At 62.2% G+C, this 16,786-nt stretch carries 18 protein-coding genes; 9 read left to right on the forward strand and 9 right to left on the reverse strand.

All coding sequences use genetic code 11. The features are described 5' to 3' along the window. Positions 1 to 186: 186 nt before the first annotated feature. The 5 genes from QMC81_06625 to QMC81_06645 all read left to right on the forward strand — a co-directional run bounded on the left by QMC81_06625 (position 187) and on the right by QMC81_06645 (position 4,331). On the forward strand, positions 187 to 1,935 hold the full coding sequence (locus tag QMC81_06625) for an aldehyde ferredoxin oxidoreductase C-terminal domain-containing protein (protein ID MDI6907142.1): 1,749 nt from the start codon (positions 187 to 189) through the stop codon (positions 1,933 to 1,935). A 43-nt stretch (positions 1,936 to 1,978) separates the two neighbouring features. Next, positions 1,979 to 2,218: a MoaD/ThiS family protein gene (locus QMC81_06630; GenBank protein MDI6907143.1), complete on the forward strand. Its 240-nt coding sequence runs from the start codon at positions 1,979 to 1,981 to the stop codon at positions 2,216 to 2,218. Then, a complete protein-coding gene (locus QMC81_06635) occupies positions 2,215 to 2,964 on the forward strand; it encodes a HesA/MoeB/ThiF family protein (GenBank protein ID MDI6907144.1) in 750 nt (249 codons plus the stop codon). The genes QMC81_06630 and QMC81_06635 overlap by 4 nt, the downstream gene beginning before the upstream one ends. A gap of 216 nt (positions 2,965 to 3,180) precedes the next feature. Beyond that, positions 3,181 to 3,459: a hypothetical protein gene (locus QMC81_06640; GenBank protein MDI6907145.1), complete on the forward strand. Its 279-nt coding sequence runs from the start codon at positions 3,181 to 3,183 to the stop codon at positions 3,457 to 3,459. Continuing rightward, positions 3,459 to 4,331 carry a GGDEF domain-containing protein gene (locus QMC81_06645; protein MDI6907146.1) on the forward strand — a complete coding sequence of 291 codons (873 nt, stop codon included), beginning with the start codon at positions 3,459 to 3,461 and terminating at the stop codon, positions 4,329 to 4,331. Before QMC81_06640 ends, QMC81_06645 begins: the two co-directional genes overlap by 1 nt. 41 nt (positions 4,332 to 4,372) lie before the next feature. On the opposite strand, the gene QMC81_06650 is transcribed toward QMC81_06645, so the two are convergent. From QMC81_06650 to QMC81_06670, 5 genes are all read right to left on the reverse strand, one after another. Continuing rightward, positions 4,373 to 4,729, reverse strand: coding sequence for a hypothetical protein (locus tag QMC81_06650; protein ID MDI6907147.1), 357 nt, complete (start codon positions 4,727 to 4,729; stop codon positions 4,373 to 4,375). 108 nt (positions 4,730 to 4,837) lie between these two features. After that, complete coding sequence (locus tag QMC81_06655; GenBank protein MDI6907148.1) at positions 4,838 to 6,181, reverse strand: FAD-dependent oxidoreductase; 1,344 nt, start codon at positions 6,179 to 6,181, stop codon at positions 4,838 to 4,840. 191 nt (positions 6,182 to 6,372) lie between these two features. Then, positions 6,373 to 6,600: a hypothetical protein gene (locus tag QMC81_06660; protein ID MDI6907149.1), complete on the reverse strand. Its 228-nt coding sequence runs from the start codon at positions 6,598 to 6,600 to the stop codon at positions 6,373 to 6,375. A 90-nt stretch (positions 6,601 to 6,690) separates the two neighbouring features. Beyond that, entirely contained in the window at positions 6,691 to 7,008 is a 318-nt protein-coding gene (locus tag QMC81_06665; protein ID MDI6907150.1) for an AzlD domain-containing protein, read from the reverse strand. Further along, positions 6,990 to 7,718: an AzlC family ABC transporter permease gene (locus tag QMC81_06670; GenBank protein ID MDI6907151.1), complete on the reverse strand. Its 729-nt coding sequence runs from the start codon at positions 7,716 to 7,718 to the stop codon at positions 6,990 to 6,992. The genes QMC81_06665 and QMC81_06670 overlap by 19 nt, the downstream gene beginning before the upstream one ends. Before the next feature lie 208 nt (positions 7,719 to 7,926). On the opposite strand from QMC81_06670, the gene QMC81_06675 reads away from it, so the two are divergent. After that, positions 7,927 to 9,423, forward strand: coding sequence for a sigma 54-interacting transcriptional regulator (locus QMC81_06675; GenBank protein ID MDI6907152.1), 1,497 nt, complete (start codon positions 7,927 to 7,929; stop codon positions 9,421 to 9,423). On the opposite strand, the gene QMC81_06680 is transcribed toward QMC81_06675, so the two are convergent. From QMC81_06680 to QMC81_06695, 4 genes are all read right to left on the reverse strand, one after another. Continuing rightward, positions 9,377 to 9,721, reverse strand: coding sequence for a hypothetical protein (locus QMC81_06680; GenBank protein MDI6907153.1), 345 nt, complete (start codon positions 9,719 to 9,721; stop codon positions 9,377 to 9,379). The genes QMC81_06675 and QMC81_06680 overlap by 47 nt on opposite strands. A 119-nt stretch (positions 9,722 to 9,840) precedes the next feature. After that, on the reverse strand, positions 9,841 to 10,686 hold the full coding sequence (locus QMC81_06685; protein ID MDI6907154.1) for an amidohydrolase family protein: 846 nt from the start codon (positions 10,684 to 10,686) through the stop codon (positions 9,841 to 9,843). Positions 10,687 to 10,732: 46 nt separating this feature from the next. Then, complete coding sequence (locus QMC81_06690) at positions 10,733 to 12,025, reverse strand: MFS transporter (GenBank protein ID MDI6907155.1); 1,293 nt, start codon at positions 12,023 to 12,025, stop codon at positions 10,733 to 10,735. 33 nt (positions 12,026 to 12,058) lie between these two features. Beyond that, the gene (locus tag QMC81_06695) at positions 12,059 to 12,895 is read right to left on the reverse strand and encodes an amidohydrolase family protein (GenBank protein MDI6907156.1); all 837 of its coding nucleotides are present in this window, start codon (positions 12,893 to 12,895) and stop codon (positions 12,059 to 12,061) included. A 947-nt stretch (positions 12,896 to 13,842) separates the two neighbouring features. On the opposite strand from QMC81_06695, the gene ilvE reads away from it, so the two are divergent. From ilvE to QMC81_06710, 3 genes are all read left to right on the forward strand, one after another. After that, positions 13,843 to 14,727: a branched-chain-amino-acid transaminase gene (gene ilvE, locus QMC81_06700; protein ID MDI6907157.1), complete on the forward strand. Its 885-nt coding sequence runs from the start codon at positions 13,843 to 13,845 to the stop codon at positions 14,725 to 14,727. A 40-nt stretch (positions 14,728 to 14,767) separates the two neighbouring features. Then, positions 14,768 to 16,432: a dihydroxy-acid dehydratase gene (gene ilvD, locus QMC81_06705; protein MDI6907158.1), complete on the forward strand. Its 1,665-nt coding sequence runs from the start codon at positions 14,768 to 14,770 to the stop codon at positions 16,430 to 16,432. A 52-nt stretch (positions 16,433 to 16,484) separates the two neighbouring features. After that, positions 16,485 to 16,786, forward strand: a 302-nt coding sequence (locus QMC81_06710) for a thiamine pyrophosphate-binding protein (protein ID MDI6907159.1), incomplete at its 3' end; no start/stop codon positions are given.

A 16,786-nucleotide genomic window follows, 5' to 3' on the forward strand; every position in this document is an offset into this window, starting at 1 on the left:
AAAGTTTAGGGTCATAAATCAAAGGAACTATTTGAATAGTATAGCAACCACGCGCCTATACCGTCAGAGAGGCCCAGAAACGGTTGGGGACAGGCTCTGACGGCTGGTCTGGATTAAGAAAACCCTTCATACTTCGATATAGAAGGGTTTTCCTGCTTTTAGGAGCAAGAAAGGAGGCGGTCACAGGTGTCCAGACTGTTGCGGGTAAACATGGGGGACCTCAGTGTACGATGGGAGGATAAGCCTGCCGACTATGCCCTGCTGGGCGGGCGGGCGCTGACCTCGCGTCTGGTGTACGACGAGGTGCCGTCCACGGCCCAAGCGCTGGGACCGAACAACAAGCTGGTGTTCGCCCCGGGCTTACTGACCGGCACGCACGCCCCATCTTCCGGGCGGCTCTCGGTGGGGGCCAAGTCCCCCCTTACCGGGGGCATCAAGGAGTCCAACGCCGGCGGCATCACGGCGCAGAAACTGGCCAGCCTCGGAGTGGCCGCCATCATCGTTGAGGGACGGCCCGCTCCCGGTACCTGGCGCGTGCTGGTCGTGGATGCGAAAGGCGCGCGGTTGGAGCCGGCCGACGGGCTTAACGGGCTCGGCTGCTACGAGCTGAACGAACGGCTGTGGGCGAAGTACGGAGACGGCTGTGGGATCATCTGCATCGGCCCGGCCGGCGAACAACTGATGGCGCTGGCCGGTGTTTCGACCAACGACAGCGAGAATCACCCCGGGCGTTACGCGGGCCGCGGCGGACTGGGCGCCGTGATGGGCTCCAAGGGCCTGAAGGCGATTGTCATCCGTTCCGCCGAGACCTTCGGCGTCAAAGTGGCCGACGCGGAGAAGTTCAAGGACGCCCAGCACCGCCTGGCCAAGGCCCTCACCACCCACCCGGTGTCGGCCCAGACCCTGCCCACCTACGGGACGGCCGCCCTGATTAACGTGCTGAACGAAGCCGGCGGCCTGCCGACCCGCAACTTCAGCTCCGGACGCTTCGAGGGCGCGGCCGGGATCAGCGGCGAGACCATGGCGGATACCATCAAGGCCCGCGGCGGGAAGGGCAAGACGGGCCACGCGTGCCACCCGGGCTGTGTTATCCGCTGCTCCAACATCTACCCGGACGAGAAGGGCGAGGTGCTTTGCGCCCCGATTGAGTACGAGAGCGACTGGGCGCTGGGGGCGAACATGGGCATCGACAACCTGGACTACGTCGCCATGCTCAACCGCCTTTGCAACGACGTCGGCCTGGATACCATTGAGACCGGCGTCACCTTCGGCGTGCTGATGGAGGCCGGGGTGCTGCCTTTCGGCGACGGGCCGGGAGCCATCGCCATGCTTGATAAGGATGTCCGCCGCGCCACCCCGCTGGGGCGGATCATCGGCGCCGGGTCGGCCGTGGCCGGCCGGGTTTTCGGCGTCACCCGCGTCCCGACGGTCAAGGGCCAGGGGATGCCGGCCTACGACCCGCGGGCCGTCAAGGGCATGGGCGTCACCTACGCCACCACCCCGATGGGCGCGGATCACACCGCGGGCTACGCCACGGCGGCCAATATCCTCAAGGTCGGCGGGTACGTCGACCCGTTGAAGCCCGAGGGCCAGGTGCCACTCTCCCGCGACCTGCAGGTGGCGACGGCCTTCGTGGACGGCACCGGCCTGTGCCTCTTCACGGCCTTCGCCCTCTTGGATATGCCGGACGCCCTGGCGGCGGTCTGCGACCTGGTGGCCGCGAAGGAAGGGGTCGCTTTCAGCGCCGTGGACGCCGTGGCTTACGGGCAGAAGGTCCTCGCCTGGGAGCGGGCCTTCAACCGTGCGGCGGGCTTCGCCCAGGCGGATGACCGCCTGCCGGAGTTCATGTCCAGCGAACCGCTGCCGCCGCACAATACCGTCTTCGACGTGCCGGAGGCCGAACTGGACGAAACCTTCAAGCCCTTCGAGGGGTAGGATAAGAAGGGACCCTTAGTAATCGCGGAAAGGAGGCCGGCCCGTGAGGATCGAGCTTCGTGTCTTTGCCACCCTCACCAAGTACCGCCCGGACCTGGCCGGAGGCGAGCCCCTGAAAATTGAGGTGCCCGACGGGAGCACCGTGGAGGATGTCCTGGCGGGCATCGGCGTGCCCACGCGGGAGGTCAAGGTGGTCATGGTCAATGGGCAGCAGGCCGACCTGCGCTGGCCCCTGCGCGACGGCGACAGGGTCGGCGCCTTCCCGCCGGTGGCCGGGGGATGAACGCCGTGCCCCCGCGGGAACGCTACGCGCGACAGTTGATCCTCCCGGGCTGGGGCGACGAGGCCCAGGAACGCCTCGCCCGGGGACGGGTGCTCGTGGTCGGGGCCGGGGGGCTGGGCTCCCCGGCCCTGACCTACCTGGCCGCGGCCGGGGTCGGAACGCTGGGCATCGTCGATCCCGACCGCGTTGAGATCTCCAACCTCCAGCGCCAGGTGATCTATGCCAGCGCCGACCTCGGGCTCTTGAAGTGCCGGGCGGCGGCGCGGCGCATCAAGGCGCTCAACCCGGGGATTGCGGTGGGCGAGCACCCGCTGGCCTTGACGGCGGAAAACGCCGATGAGTTGATCAGCGGGTATGACGTCGTGGTCGATTGCACCGACAGCCTGTCCGTAAGGTTCGTCATTAATGATGCCTGTCTGCGCCTTAACCGCCCGTGGGTGCACGGGGCGATCTCGGAGTTCTACGGGCAGGCGACGACCTTCATCCCGGGACGGGGGCCCTGCCTGCGTTGCCTGTACCCCGAGGGCGACACCCCGGCCGCTCTCCCGCGCGGCGTAATGGGGCCGGTGGTCGGCCTGATCGGTACCATGCAAGCGGGAGAGGTGATGAAGCTCCTGACCGGCCTCGGGCGGCCGCTGGCGGGCCGGATGCTCGTCTGGGAAGCCCTGCCGGCGCGGTTCACGGAGTTCACGTTGCGCCGCGACCCTTCCTGCCCCGCGTGCGGTCTTATTTCATCCATGACTTGACGATAAAGGAAATGTCCGATATTGTCGTAACAGCAGAAATATGCTTACGGCATAAACGGCTCTTAAGTTCGGCGGTTTGTCTGGCAACCGTATCTTAACCTTGTGGAGGTCAAGAGAACAGACATGACTCCCGATTCGTCACCATCCTTACAGTTTCCGGAACCCGTGCGTCAGGCTGATCTCACCATCCGCCTCTCGGAGTTCGAAATCCCTCCTATGCAAGATGTTCTGCTGGTGGGGAGAAGGGCGATCATCGGGCCGGAAGCCATAAGGAGGATGGTGGATGCTCTGTCGCCGGAACAGTATGAAGTCATTCGCACGGACCATCGCTTGTTCGAGGCCGTTGTATTGAAGAAGTCCCTTACCAAGCTTATGCCGAAAGACAAACTGTTGGCCATTGTTTTGGAGGAGGGTGAACGCGTGGCCATGGAGGATACAGTTGTCAAGGCACAAGTGAATATTATCATTAAGGTAAACCGGGCGGTCGATTTGTGATGTCCAACATCAGTGAAATCATGACCAGAGAATTGGTGACCGTTACACCGAACGACTGTGTCGGCCGCGTAGTCTCCTTGATGGAACAGTTCAAGATAGGCGGGATGCCGGTTCTGGCGGAAGGACGTGTTGTCGGTATCGTCACCTCGCGCGACGTCAGGCGTTCGCATCCTAACCGACTGGTGGCCGATGCCATGAACTCGCCGGTGGTGACCGTATTGCCCACCTGTTCCCTCTGGGAAGCTGATAGAGTCTTGCGACGGTACGGGATTGAACGCCTGGTGGTGGTCGAGAAAGGTTCACTGGTGGGTTTGGTGACAAAGTCCCGGCTTTCCGCTGAACTGGGCAAACACTTAGACAGCCTGACGGGTTTAAGCCGGGCGGAGTTCATAAAGCGGAAGGCACAGGAACTGGTGGGGGAGGGGAAGGATGTCACGGTCCTCTTCCTGGACCTTGACGATTTTGGAGCAATTGACAAAGAACTGGGTCACGTACAGGGCGACGAGATTTTGCGCCGGGTGGCGGATATACTTAAGAGGATGGTAAGACCGGGTGCGGATTATTTAGGCCGGTATGCCGGGGACGAATTTGCGGTCGTTACCACAAGATCCCTGGATGATGCCGTAAGCCTGGCCGGGCGGATGGTCAGTGCAATAGGGGAAGAACAATGGCCTCAAGGGGCAAAAGTAACCGGCTCGGCCGGCGTAGCCGGGTGGAAACGAATCAGCCGGCACAATGGCGGGCGTACGGTGGAGGACCTCATAAACCTGGCCAGCCTTGCCTGTACCAAGGCAAAGAGATGCGGGGAGCCGGTTGTCGTTGCCGGCGATGGCCCGGGCTTTCAACCGCAGCCGGGTCTTGTGCCAGGCTGACAGCTCCCCACATGCAGCCCCTGCGGAAGGCGTGTGTAAACCTAGGGCTTTTGCGGGCTTGCGCGCAGTTGGGCCGTCGCCAGCCGGCGCGGGCCGGCGTAAAGAGCGAAGGTGTAGATGCCGGGGCGTGGGAAGGTAAAGGATGGGCAGGAGACGATCAGCACCCGCTCCGGGGGGTGCGGGGGGCGGCAGATGAAGTGCGGGCTTTCCCCGAGTTCGCCTCCCGGCGGGCGGAAGAAGTAAAAGAGGTTGTAGGCCCTGTCGGCCGCAAAGCCTCGTACCCGGGCCACGATTTCAAAGTCAACAGGCCCGGCCGGAAAGTCCGGGAACAACAGTTGATCGAACGGAACACCCCTGGCGGTCCGGAAAAGGATGCCGGCTGTTTCAAGGGTCACCACCCAGGATCAAACCCTTCTGGTACTTATTACCAGAAGGGTTTCTACATACCGGCCTGGTTTCCTGGAAACAATATCCACCTATTACCGACAGCGTTCGCCGCCGGCCGGCTAAAGCTGTTGCGTGGCTGCATTTTCCGCTGCCACCACCAGCGGGTACGCGGCGGGGGCGGGGGTGAGCAGGGGATGGGTCCCCATCTGGAAGGACGCAATCTGCGTGACTGTCATCCGGTGCAACAGGCAGGCGCTGAGTAGGTTCACCAGCTCGCCGGCGCTCTCGTCCCCCACGACCTGCCCGCCCAGCAGGGTCCCGGTGTAACGGTCAAACACCAGCTTGACTCTCATCTCCTGTGTCCCCGGCAGGGCGCTGGGGTGGTGACCGGGGGCCGAGGCCTCCCCGATCAACAGTTCGTAACCTTTTTCCTGGGCCATCCGTTCGGTCAGGCCGGCGCAGCCGAAGGCCTTGGTCCCGATCCTGGTGGAGAAAACGCCGACGGTGCCGGGGTTTGTCCGGCGCCGGGCGAAGAGGTTGGCCCCGGCCACCCGGGCCTCCATTCCGGCCACCGAAGCCAGGCGGATGCGCACGGGGTTCCCGGCGAAGAAGGAGAACTTCTCGGTGCAGTCGCCGCAGGCGAAAACGTCGGGATCCGAAGTCGCCATGGTCCGGTCGACCAGGATGCCCCCCATCGGCCCGAGCGCCAGGCCGGCCTCCTGCGCCAACGACACTACCGGCCGCACCCCGGTGGTGACCAGCACCACGTCGGCCGGCAGCCCGGTACCGTCATTCAGCCATGCGCCCCGCACCCAGTCGTCGCCGACAAACTCCGTTACCTTCCTGTCCGTCAGGATGGTTACCCCGAGAGCGGCGAGTTCCTGCTCCGCTTCGATGCAGATCTCCTCGTCAAAGGAAGTGAAAAGGCAGCAGGGAAGGATCTCCACCACGGTTACCTCCAGGTCCCGGTGCTTTCGAATTTCCTCGGCCAGCTCGACCCCGACGAAGCCGCCGCCCACGATAACCACCCGCCTGGCTATGTCCAGCGCGGCGAGGACCTCCTGGAGGTACGGAAGATCCTTCTTAATCCAGAACACATTTCGCTTATCCATTCCGGGAATGGACGGCAGGACGGGGTCCGAGCCCGTCGCGAGTACCAGGCGGCCGTAACCGACGCTTTCCCCCGAGGCCATGTGGACCTCCCGGGCGGCGCGGTCGATGCGGGTCACCTGCCCGATATGCAGGGCAATACCCCGTTTTTCGAGAACGTAGTCGGGGTTCACGTTCTTCAGGGGATCCTTGAGACCCCCGAACATGTAAGGGATGCCGCACGGGATCAGAGTTCTTTCCTCCTGCCTGATGAGCAGCACTTTCTTTTCCGGGTAGTGCCGGCGGGCGGTCGTGGCCGCGGTTACCCCCGCCGTGCCCCCGCCGACGACGATGACGTCAAAGAAACCGTCCATCGAGCAGACTCCCCCCTTCAACTGCATGTGCTTTTATTCACAATGTTTGGCGTATTGTACCACAGAATCGCAATAGGTTCTACAGATCGAAATGCTTTTGTACCAACCGGGCGAACATCTTCAAGTCTCGGGTCTTGTTCTTTAGGACGCCGAACACGATGTTGGGGTCGATGAAAGACCTGTCGACCATGCTAGAGCCTCCTTAAGGCGGCTTCGGTGAGGAACCTCTCCATCGGGAGAAAGTCCAGGTAAAGGGTGAGCGCCTCGGTCTCGCGCTCAATGCGCCGCCGCGGGTCGTTTTCCACCACCAGTCGGCCGGTCCTTAAGATCTGGTGCCGCATTGCGGGGGATGCGCCGTCGAAATCCAGTACCTGAACCGGCCTGCGGACGAGATTACCCAGGGCTATCTCCAACTCCAACCCCCGCTCGAAACGCGCCTAGACGTCCCCTGCGCCGGCGGCGTAGATGATGGCCACGTCTGGGATTGCGCGACAGGGAGCGCGCCGGGCTTATGGCAAGGTTTCCAGGAGAATCGCCGCCGCCAGGCCGACGGCCACCGTCAGCAGCATGTTGCGGCTGAGGACCGCCGCCGCGAAGCAGGGGACGGCCGCCAGCAGGTTGGTGTTGGCGGCGTTGAGGGCCACCTGCCCGTCCCGGAGCAGAAGCTCGGGCGCCAGCAGCGCCGACAGGACGGCCACGGGGACGAAGCGCAGCCAGCGGATGAAGCCCTCCGGGAGGCCGACCCGGGCCAGGAGGGCCAGGGGGAGCATGCGCGGGATGTAGGTCACGGCGGCCATGCCGAGGATCACTAAGAGTTTCGTTTCCACTTTTCCCACCCCGAGGCGAGCGTGGCCACGAGCAGGGTGGCCACGATGATGTTCCAGTTGCCCGGCAGGAGCAGGGCGCAGGCGACGGAGAAGGCCGCGGCCAGCAGGGCCGCCGCCGCCAGCAGCCTGTCCCGGACCTGCAGGACGAGCAGCGAAATGAACATCGCCGGGAGGGCGAAGTCCAGGGGCAGGCGGTCCAAGCCCGGGACCAGGGAACCCCCGGCCGCCCCGATGAAGGAGCCGCTGACCCAGCCTGAGTACGAAGTCAGGTGAGCGCCGTACATGAAGAAATGGTGGTGCCGCCGGCGGGCATACTCCGTACTGTTCAGGGCGAAGGTCTCGTCCGTGACGCCGGTCGCCAGGAGCGCCAGGCTGGGGAAACCGAGGCCGCGCAGGAAGGGGGCCAGGGAGGCGCCCATCAGGACGTGGCGCAGGTTGACGAGGAAGGTCGTGAAGATGACCGTCAAGGGGTCCATCCCTACGGCGAACATTCCCACGGCGATGAACTGTGCCGCCCCGGCGTAGACGAAGAGCGACATGGCCATCGTGTCCAACAGGCTTAAGCCCGCGTCCCGGGCCAGCACCCCGTAGGCCACCGAGAGGGTCAGGTAGCCGAGGAAGATCGGGACGGCCTGCCGCGCGCCGGCGGAGAATTCGCTCCAGGGACGGGCTGGAGATGCGCCCGACTCGTATACGGTTACCGAAGACAAGGTTAAGGCTCCTTAAATGCTTAAATGCATCGAATGAAACATATTTTATCATGGCTCCCGGCTGTTGTGGGTAGGACATTCGTCTTGGACACCAGCGCAATCCCTCAGCTTATATCGACGTAATTTGACAAAATCCGCAATAATGATACCATTTTAACTAGGGATTAGGTTAAGGATTAAGTTGATGGACTGAGGGGGGCTTGGTTCGGTGGATTTGGCAAAATTCATGGCGAATATCTTTAAGGCGGAAGATATTGCCACACTGTCCGAACTGGGCCGTCTAGTGGACGACGACTCCGGCCGGCACTGGGACGGCCTTCAAAACGCACTTGATCTTTCGGATCGCAAAATGGACGAAGCCGTACGCTCCCAACTGGTTGCGTCGATTCTCGGAGCCCTGGAGCTTTCTTACGACGGAATCTGGATCACGGACCGGCATGGCCGCACAATCTATGCCAACCAAGCCAGCCGCCAGTTCTACGACGCTGCTCCCGAGGAAATTATCGGGCGTAATGTAGATGATCTTATCGCAAAGGGCTATTTCGACGTTTGCGCCTCCCGCGACGCGGCCAACAAGCGGGCGGTTGTTTCACGCGTCATCCGTAGCAGAACGGGCAGGGAACTGCTGGTTACGGCGAAGCCCGTCCTTAGCGGGACAGGGGATGTGGCTTACGTCATCTCCAACGTACGGGATATTACACGATGGCAGACCCGGGAGGAGGATGGCGCGGGCGGTGAAGGCTACCCTAACTTTATGAGGCGCTACGGCATCGTCTTCACCGAGGACAGCCCGCTGGTCGATGTGGCGAAAGCGGCCTCACGCGTCGCCAAGACCGACTGCACCGTTCTCCTTGAAGGTGAATCCGGGGTGGGTAAAGAGGTTTTTGCCAGGTTTATCCATCAATGTTCCGCCCGCTGCGACGGGCCTTTTGAAGCGGTAAACTGCGGGGCCATTCCCGAAACCCTGTTCGAGTCCGAGATGTTCGGCCATCAGAAGGGTGCCTTCACCGGGGCGCTCGTGGCGCGAGCCGGAGCGTTTGAAAGGGCGCAGGGCGGCACACTGTTTCTGGATGAAGTGTCTGAGATTCCCCTCACCCAGCAGGTTAAACTTCTTAGGGCCATCCAGGAAGGGGAAGTCAGGCGGCTGGGAAGCAAAGCGCCTGTCAAGTTAAACGTAAGGATTATTGCCGCCACCAACAGGAACCTCGCGGCTTATGTAAAGGACGGCCGGTTCAGGGATGACCTGTATTACCGTTTGAACGTCGTTCCCTTGTATATTCCTCCTGTCAGAGAGCGGAAAGGCGATATTGCCCTGCTATTGGAAACCATTCTGTCGCAATTCAACCATAAGTACGGATGCAATAAACTCCTTTCCCCGGATGCTATACAAGCTCTCCTTGCCTATGCATGGCCGGGTAACGTGCGAGAGATGATTAACCTCATCGAAAGACTGGTGATAATAAGCCCGGGGAACGTGATCAGGCTTGTGGATCTGCCCGAGCATATTAGCCGGCAACCCGGCGGGGTTTCCCGCGAGGGCGGTATTGAATCGCTAAAGGACGCGATGGAAAATGTGGAAAAGAAAATGCTCCTTTTAGCGCTAAAGCGTTACGGCAGTTCAAGAAAAGCCGCCAAAGCGCTGAAGGTCACCCATTCCACTATTTGCCGCAAGGCGAAAAAGTACGGTCTGCCGCTCGACCAATAGATCCCTTTACCGGCGATACCTTGTAAACCCCGGTTTTCTTTCGGCAGTGCTGGCAGATGTACTCCTTTACCTGGCGTTCGACCTCGTTTGTCGAGTGGCAGTGGACACATCGCGCCTGGCACCGGGGCATGCAAAGAGACAGGCCGAAAGCAGCCAACCCCACGTAGATGAAGTACCACCAGTTCATCAACAACCCCATCAGGACGCCGAAAATCAGGAAGCGCGTGCCCGCCCACCGCAAGAGATGCGTCCTGGGCTGCCGGGTTTTCATTTCGTAGTAGCACGTTAGATCCTGCATACTATACCTCCTCGCACAGTAAGGATACGGAAAAGGGGGAGAGAAGCCGGCCGCATTGTTGCCGGCTTCTCTCTTTGGGAGTTCCCAGAGGAGAGAGTCACTGGGATCTCGCTGGCTGGCTACTCAAGTTTAAACAGGCGGGCTGCGTTATCCCACAGCACCTTCCGCAGGACGTCGTCCCTGAACGGCAGCTTGGTGAACTTCTCGACCGTCGGTTTTAACTGCGCGAAGGGGTGCGCGGAGGCGAACAGGACCTTGTCGCCCAGAATGCTGTTGGCGGCCTCCACAATGAGCTTGGCCCCGGGGAGGAAGTGGTATACCGAGGTCTCGAAGTACACGTTGTCGTGCCTGAAGGCGATGGCGATCATTTCGTAGGTGAAGGGCCAGCCCCCGTGGGAGCATACGATCTTCAACGTGGGGAAGTCCGTCGCCACTTCGTCCACCGGCATCGGGGAACCGTAGCTGAGATAGGTTCCGCCGACCGGCAAGGGGCCGATGGTAATGAACACCGGCACGTCCAGTTCGGCGCACTTCTGGTAGATCGGGTACATCCGGCGGTCATTGGCGTACATGTTGGCCCCGAACGGGTCCATCGAAACGCCTTTGAGTTTCAGTTCGTTAATGGCCCGCTCCACTTCGGTGACCGCCGCCGGTCCCTTGTTGGGGTCGATACCGGCCAGGCCGATGATGCGGTCGGGATACCGGTTCATTATCCGGGCGACGTAGTCGTTGGTGACCTTCCAGGCCGAGGTGGACTCAATGTCCCGCCCGGTGCAGACCACCTTCGAGATGCCGGCTTCGTCCAGGTCGGCGATGAACTCCTCCAGCGTCCCCACGGGCGGCAGCGGGTTCCCCGACTTCTCGAACACCTTCTTAATCGCGGCGCCGTCCAGCAGGGAGTGGTACTCGGGCGTGTTGGGCCTCGCCCGGCAGTCCAGGATCTTGTAGTTGCCATTGTTGGACATCGTTTTTTACCCTCCTTAGAAAAGTTGTTCCGTGAATTACCAAGCGCTACTGAACGATCTCCTCCAGCACTTTGCCCTTGGTCTCAGGCGCAAAGGCCAGACCTATTAACGCCCACAGCCAGGTCAGGCAGGCCAGGGCGATGGCCATTCCATAGCCGACCTGTACGGCAAGCGCGCCGATGGCCCACGGCCCGCCCACGGAGATGATGCGGCCGATCTGGGGAGCCAGGGTTGTTCCGGTACCGCGCAGCCTGGTGGGGAAGAGCTCGGGATAGTACACCGTGAACCCGGAATAGATCCCGAGGGTTCCGAACCCGGCGAGGATGCCGCACAGGTACAGCCAGAAGGGGCTCGGGGCCCACAGCATGTACAGGGGGGTGAATATGGCGCTTAGCAGGATGTACAGCAGGAAGGTCGGCTTCCGGCCGATGCGGTCCGCGATCGGCCCCCAAACCAGGTAACCGATGCCGGCCCCGATGTTGAAGACCACAAACCAGGTACTGCTCTTAACGATGTCAAATCCTCTCTCCTGAACGAGGAACGCGGCGGCGAAGGTCAGGATAGCCCAGCAGACGATCAGTTCGGCCGAGGTCATCGCCGCACCGATGGCGACGTGCTTGACGAGCTTGGGCTCCTTGAAGAGCTGGCTGACGGTGTTGGGCACCGCTTCGCCTTGGGCCTTTAGCTCTTCGCGGCGCTGCTTCTCCCGGGTGAAGCGCGCGGTCTCCTTCACCGTGCGCCGGATGTAGAGCACCAGCAGGGCCGGAACCAGACCCGCCAGGAAAACGGCACGCCACCCCCAGAGAGGTTCGACGACCATCACTACCAGAGAACCCAGGATGCTGCCCCAGGCCCAGCAGCTCTGCATAACGCTGCCGCACTTGGAGCGGTGTTTCGCGGGCCACGTTTCGGCGATAAGCGTCGCCGCCACGGCCCACTCGCCGACACACCCGAAACCGGTGAAGAAACGGAAGACCGCGAGTGACTGCCAGCTCCAGGCCACGGCGCATAAGCCCGTTGACACGGCGTAGATGCTAATGGTCAGCATCAGGGCGTTCCTCCGGCCGATGTAATCGGCCAGGATGCCACACAGAATCCCGCCGAACACCTGGCCTAAAAGGAAGATGGTGACCATCAACCCGCCGGTTACGGCGCTGATCCCGAACTCCGCCATGATCTTTGGCAGGACCAAGACGAAGAGGATGGAATCCATGCCGTCAAAGACGTAACCGGCAACCGCGGTGTACATTATTTTCCACTGGTAGGGCGTAATCTTTTCGGTTTCGCCCTCCAGTTCCGTTATGACCGGTGCAGCTACTTGTCCCGTAGTATCAGGCATAACCCTTGATCACCTCCACTGCCGGATAGCTTATTAGGTAGCCAGGTCGAGTCCAAGCAGTTGGGCGGCGTTCTCGTACATCACCCTCCGCCGCACCTCATCCTTGAAGGGCAGATTGTCCCAGGTACGCAGGCACTTTCTGAAGTTGACAAACGGGTGTGCGCTGGCATACAGAAGTTTCTTGTCAATCAGGCCGTCGTTCGCGGCTTTGACATAGAGATCCGAGCCGGGCATGGTTTCGTAGGCCGAGATCTCGAAGTACACGTTACGGTTTCTTAAGGCGACCGTAATCATCTCGGCGACCCAGGGATAGCCGCCGTGGCTCACGATGATCTTCAGTTCGGGGAAGTCGCGGGCCACAAAGTCGACGTAGCGCGGCGCGACATGGTCGATGACCGCGCCGGGCACAAACGCGCCGGGGCCGGCCGTGATTTCCACCGGTACACCCAGTTCCGTGCATTTCGCATAAATTGGGTAGTACCTTGCGTCGTTGCAGTACATCTGATGCATGTAGGGGTCAACCGACACGCCGGCCAGGCCCAGTTCGGTAACGGCACGCTGTATTTCACGAACGGCGGCCATCCCTTTCCACGGGTCTGCTCCCGCGAATCCAATGAACATATCGGGGTGCTTGTTGACGATCTCCGCGATGTGGTCGTTAGTGACCTTCCAGCCGTAGGTGGTTTCCAGGTCGCGTCCCTGGACGACCGCCTTGGTGATCCCTTCTTCGCGGAGCGCGACAGCCAGTGTGTCCAGGTCCTCTGTTTCGGTCCTGAAATCCAGCCACTGCATCATTCCCTTGAAAACCCGGTTCTCCGCCACCGACACCAGTTCCGGAGTCGATGGACGAACTCGAAAGTCGATAATCAACTGTTAAGACCTCTTTTCTATCAAGGATTTGTGAACAGGGGAACGATGACATCCACAAAAATGAGGCTGGCCGCATCACCTCCGTCCTGCATATTGCCTCTTGCGCGTCACCTGCATGACAATGCAAGAAATGTGCCAGGACGGCGGGTGTCGCCAAAGCCTACTCAAAACTGGTGATGTGCGGGTTCCCTACAAAGCCGGGTGGTGCATTATTGTTACATTAGAAACCGGTCGGGCCAGTATTTGCGGGGCTTTGTGCTTTCTGTAACAAGTTAGAGCCGTGGTGCGTTAACGCACCACGGCTCTAACAGGCTGACTTGCTCCCGGTCAATTGTGGTAAAAACGCTACAGGCCGGAAAAACCGGCCTGTACGGGTATTGGTGAACGCTGCACGGTCAAGTGTTACGGATAAGTAGTATGACAATCGGCAGTTCCCCAGCAGTCCTTCAATGGTTACTCTTGTCGTTATCATATGGGTTTCGCCGTATGTGGTCAACTAACTTCGGATAAGGGCTGGCCTAAATTCGGGGCCGCATTGTACGGGCTCTGGTGCAAAAACTGTCCTTGACACTGCACGGGGATCTTTGTATACTTGAAAATAACTTTTTTAGGGCAAAGGCCAGGAAAGGGACCGAGGATCCCGACCGCCGACCGTCGACAGAGAGCCGGGGGGGCTGAAAACCGGTGCGGGGCGCGGGGTCCGTGATCGCCCTGGAGCCGCCGGCCGAAAGGGTAACCTAGTAGGCTGGGCCGGGTTGGTGACCCGTTATCTAAACCACGCGCTCTCTTTAACTAAGACGGCGCGAAAGGGGCCGCGAAGGCGGCAAGCAGGGTGGTACCGCGGGCGGTATGCTGACCTCTCGTCCCTGGCAGATTGTTCAGGCTGCCAGGCGAGGGGTTTTGTTTATCTAGGAAATCTATTTTATTTCAGAAGGGGAGTTGGGCAAATGGGGCTCATCATCTACCTGAACGGGGAATACGTCCCGAAGGAGCGCGCGGTCGTCTCGGTTTTCGACCACGGGTACCTGTACGGTGACGGCGTCTTTGAAGGTATCCGGGCCTACCATAACCGGGTCTTCAAGTTGCCCGAGCACCTGGTCCGCCTGTATGAGTCCGCGCGGTCGATCTTGCTGGAGATCCCGATGAGCATCGACGAGATGCAGGAAGTGGTCCTGGAGACCCTGCGCCGCAACAACCTGCGCGACGCCTACATCCGCCTGGTGGTCTCCCGCGGGAAGGGCGACCTGGGCCTCGACCCGAAGAAATGCCCCCGCCCGACGGTGGTCTGCATCGCCGCGTCGATCCAGCTCTATCCCGAGGAACTTTACACGCAGGGCCTGGAGGTCGTCACCGCGGCCACGCGGCGCAACCTGACCGAGGCCCTGAACCCCCGCGTGAAGTCCCTCAACTATCTGAACAACATCCTGGCCAAGATCGAGGGCGCGATGGCCGGCTGCGCCGAGGCGCTTATGCTCAACGCCGAAGGCTACGTCTGCGAGGCCACGGGGGATAACATCTTCATTGTCAGGAACGGCGTGTTGATTACTCCCCCGTCCTTTGTCGGGGTGTTGGAGGGCGTGACGCGGAACACGGTCATGGACCTGGCCCGTGAGCGGGGCATCCCGGTGGTGGAGCAGGTCTTCGGCCGCCACGACGTCTATACCGCCGACGAGTGCTTCCTCACCGGCACCGCGGCCGAGCTTATCCCGGTCGTCAAGGTCGACGGGCGGCCGATCGGCTCCGGCAGGCCGGGCGAAATGACCTGGCAACTGATCCGCGCCTTCCGCGAGTTGACAAAACACGACGGGCCGGTTATCTTCCCTGAGGGGTAAGATATCCCGGACCCGACTTCATGCGAGGGGAAGGATATCCATGCGTAGCCATGCTGTAAAGAAGGGGCTGGAGAAGGCCCCGCACCGTTCGCTTTTCAAGGCCCTGGGCTTCACCGAGGCCGAGATGGACTGCCCCATGATCGGGGTGGTCAACGCCGAAAACGAGATCGTCCCCGGACATATGCACCTGGGCCGGCTGGCCGACGCCGTCAAGGCCGGCGTGCGCATGGCCGGGGGCACGCCGGTCTCCTTCGGCAGCATCGCCGTCTGCGACGGCATCGCCATGAACCACGAGGGGATGAAATACTCCCTGGCCAGCCGCGAGCTAATCGCCGACAGCGTGGAGGTCATGGCCCGCGCCCACGCCTTCGACGGCCTGGTCTTCGTCACGGCCTGCGACAAGATCGTCCCCGGCATGCTTATGGCCGCCGCCCGCCTTGATATCCCCTGCATTTTCGTCAGCGGCGGGCCGATGCTCGCCGGCCGCTTCCGCGGGGAGCGGGTCTCGCTCACCAACGTCTTCGAGGCCGTCGGCGCGGTACGCGCCGGGCGGATGACCGAGGAGGACCTGGCCGAACTGGAGGAGACGGCCTGCCCTGGCTGCGGCTCCTGCGCCGGGATGTTCACCGCCAACTCCATGAACTGCCTGACCGAGGCCCTGGGGATGGCCCTACCGGGCAACGGCACCATCCCGGCCGTCAGCGCCGCCCGCCTGCGCCTGGCCAAGCTGGCGGGGATGCAGGCCGTGCGGCTGGTCGAGGACGATGTCCGGCCCTCGTCCATCCTCACCCCCGCCGCGTTTGCCAACGCGCTGACGGTCGATATGGCCCTCGGCTGTTCCACCAACACCGTCCTGCACCTGATGGCCGTCGCCCACGAAGCGCGCATGCCCATTGACCTCGACCTGGTGAACGAGGTCAGCGCGCGGACGCCGAACCTGTGCCGCCTGGCCCCGGCGGGCCCCTTCTTCGTCGAGGATCTTGATGAGGCCGGAGGCATCCCGGCGGTGATGGCGGAACTCTCCCGGCGGGGACTGATTGACCTCGAGGCGCGCACCGTGAGCGGAAAGACGGTGGGCGAAAACATCGCCGGCCGGCCGGTCCGCCGGACGGACGTCATCCGCACCGTGGAAGATCCCTTTACGCCCACGGGCGGACTGGCCGTCCTGCGGGGCAACCTGGCCCCGGACGGCGCGGTGGTCAAGGCCTCGGCCGTGGCGCCCGAGATGCTGGTCCACCGCGGGCCGGCGCGGGTCTTCGATTCCGAGGACGAGGCCGTGGCCGCGATCCTCGGCGGGAAGATCAGAAAGGGCGACGTGGTCGTCATCCGCTACGAGGGCCCGAGGGGCGGGCCGGGGATGCGCGAGATGCTGACCCCGACCTCGGCCATTGCCGGGATGGGCCTGGACCGTGACGTGGCGCTGCTCACGGATGGGCGTTTTTCCGGGGCGACCCGGGGCGCGTCCATCGGCCATATCTCGCCGGAGGCCGCCGGGGGAGGCCCCCTGGCCGCCGTGCGGGACGGGGATATGATCAGCATTGACATCCCGGCGAAGAAGCTGGAAGTTGAGATAGACGCCGGTGAAATGGAACGGCGCCTGGCCGCCTGGTCGCCGCCCCCGCCGCAGGTCACCCGCGGCTACCTCGCGCGGTATGCGCGGCAGGTTGGTTCGGCGGCTACGGGCGCGGTGATAGAGGAAGCATGAAGGATCATGCGATTCGTATTAAGTTATACCCTGTGGAGAGGAGATACCCACCGTGCTGCTCACAGGAGGACAGATTCTCATCGAGTGCCTTAAAGCCCAGGGAGTCGACACCATCTTCGGCTACCCCGGCGGCGCCGTGCTGCCCATCTACGACGCCCTCTACGACGCCGACATCCGCCACATCCTGGTCCGCCACGAGCAGGCGGCGGCCCACGCCGCCGACGGCTACGCGCGGGCCAGCGGCCGGCCCGGGGTCTGCCTGGCGACCTCCGGGCCCGGCGCGACGAACATGGTCTCCGTCATCGCCAACGCGATGATGGACTCGGTGCCCCTGGTGGCCTTCACCGGGCAGGT

The sequence above is a fragment of the Thermoanaerobacterales bacterium genome (genome assembly GCA_030019475.1).
Classification (GTDB): Bacteria; Bacillota; Desulfotomaculia; order Desulfotomaculales; family JASEER01; genus JASEER01.

Coding starts and splice junctions, on each gene's coding strand:
- ilvD (MDI6907158.1), top strand. CDS start 14,768: ATGCGTAGCCATGCTGTAAAGAAGGGGCTGGAGAAGGCCCCGCACCGT.
- QMC81_06645 (MDI6907146.1), top strand. CDS start 3,459: ATGTCCAACATCAGTGAAATCATGACCAGAGAATTGGTGACCGTTACA.
- QMC81_06640 (MDI6907145.1), top strand. CDS start 3,181: ATGCAAGATGTTCTGCTGGTGGGGAGAAGGGCGATCATCGGGCCGGAA.
- QMC81_06680 (MDI6907153.1), bottom strand. CDS start 9,721: ATGCAGGATCTAACGTGCTACTACGAAATGAAAACCCGGCAGCCCAGG.
- QMC81_06685 (MDI6907154.1), bottom strand. CDS start 10,686: ATGTCCAACAATGGCAACTACAAGATCCTGGACTGCCGGGCGAGGCCC.
- QMC81_06655 (MDI6907148.1), bottom strand. CDS start 6,181: ATGGACGGTTTCTTTGACGTCATCGTCGTCGGCGGGGGCACGGCGGGG.
- QMC81_06635 (MDI6907144.1), top strand. CDS start 2,215: ATGAACGCCGTGCCCCCGCGGGAACGCTACGCGCGACAGTTGATCCTC.
- QMC81_06690 (MDI6907155.1), bottom strand. CDS start 12,025: ATGCCTGATACTACGGGACAAGTAGCTGCACCGGTCATAACGGAACTG.
- ilvE (MDI6907157.1), top strand. CDS start 13,843: ATGGGGCTCATCATCTACCTGAACGGGGAATACGTCCCGAAGGAGCGC.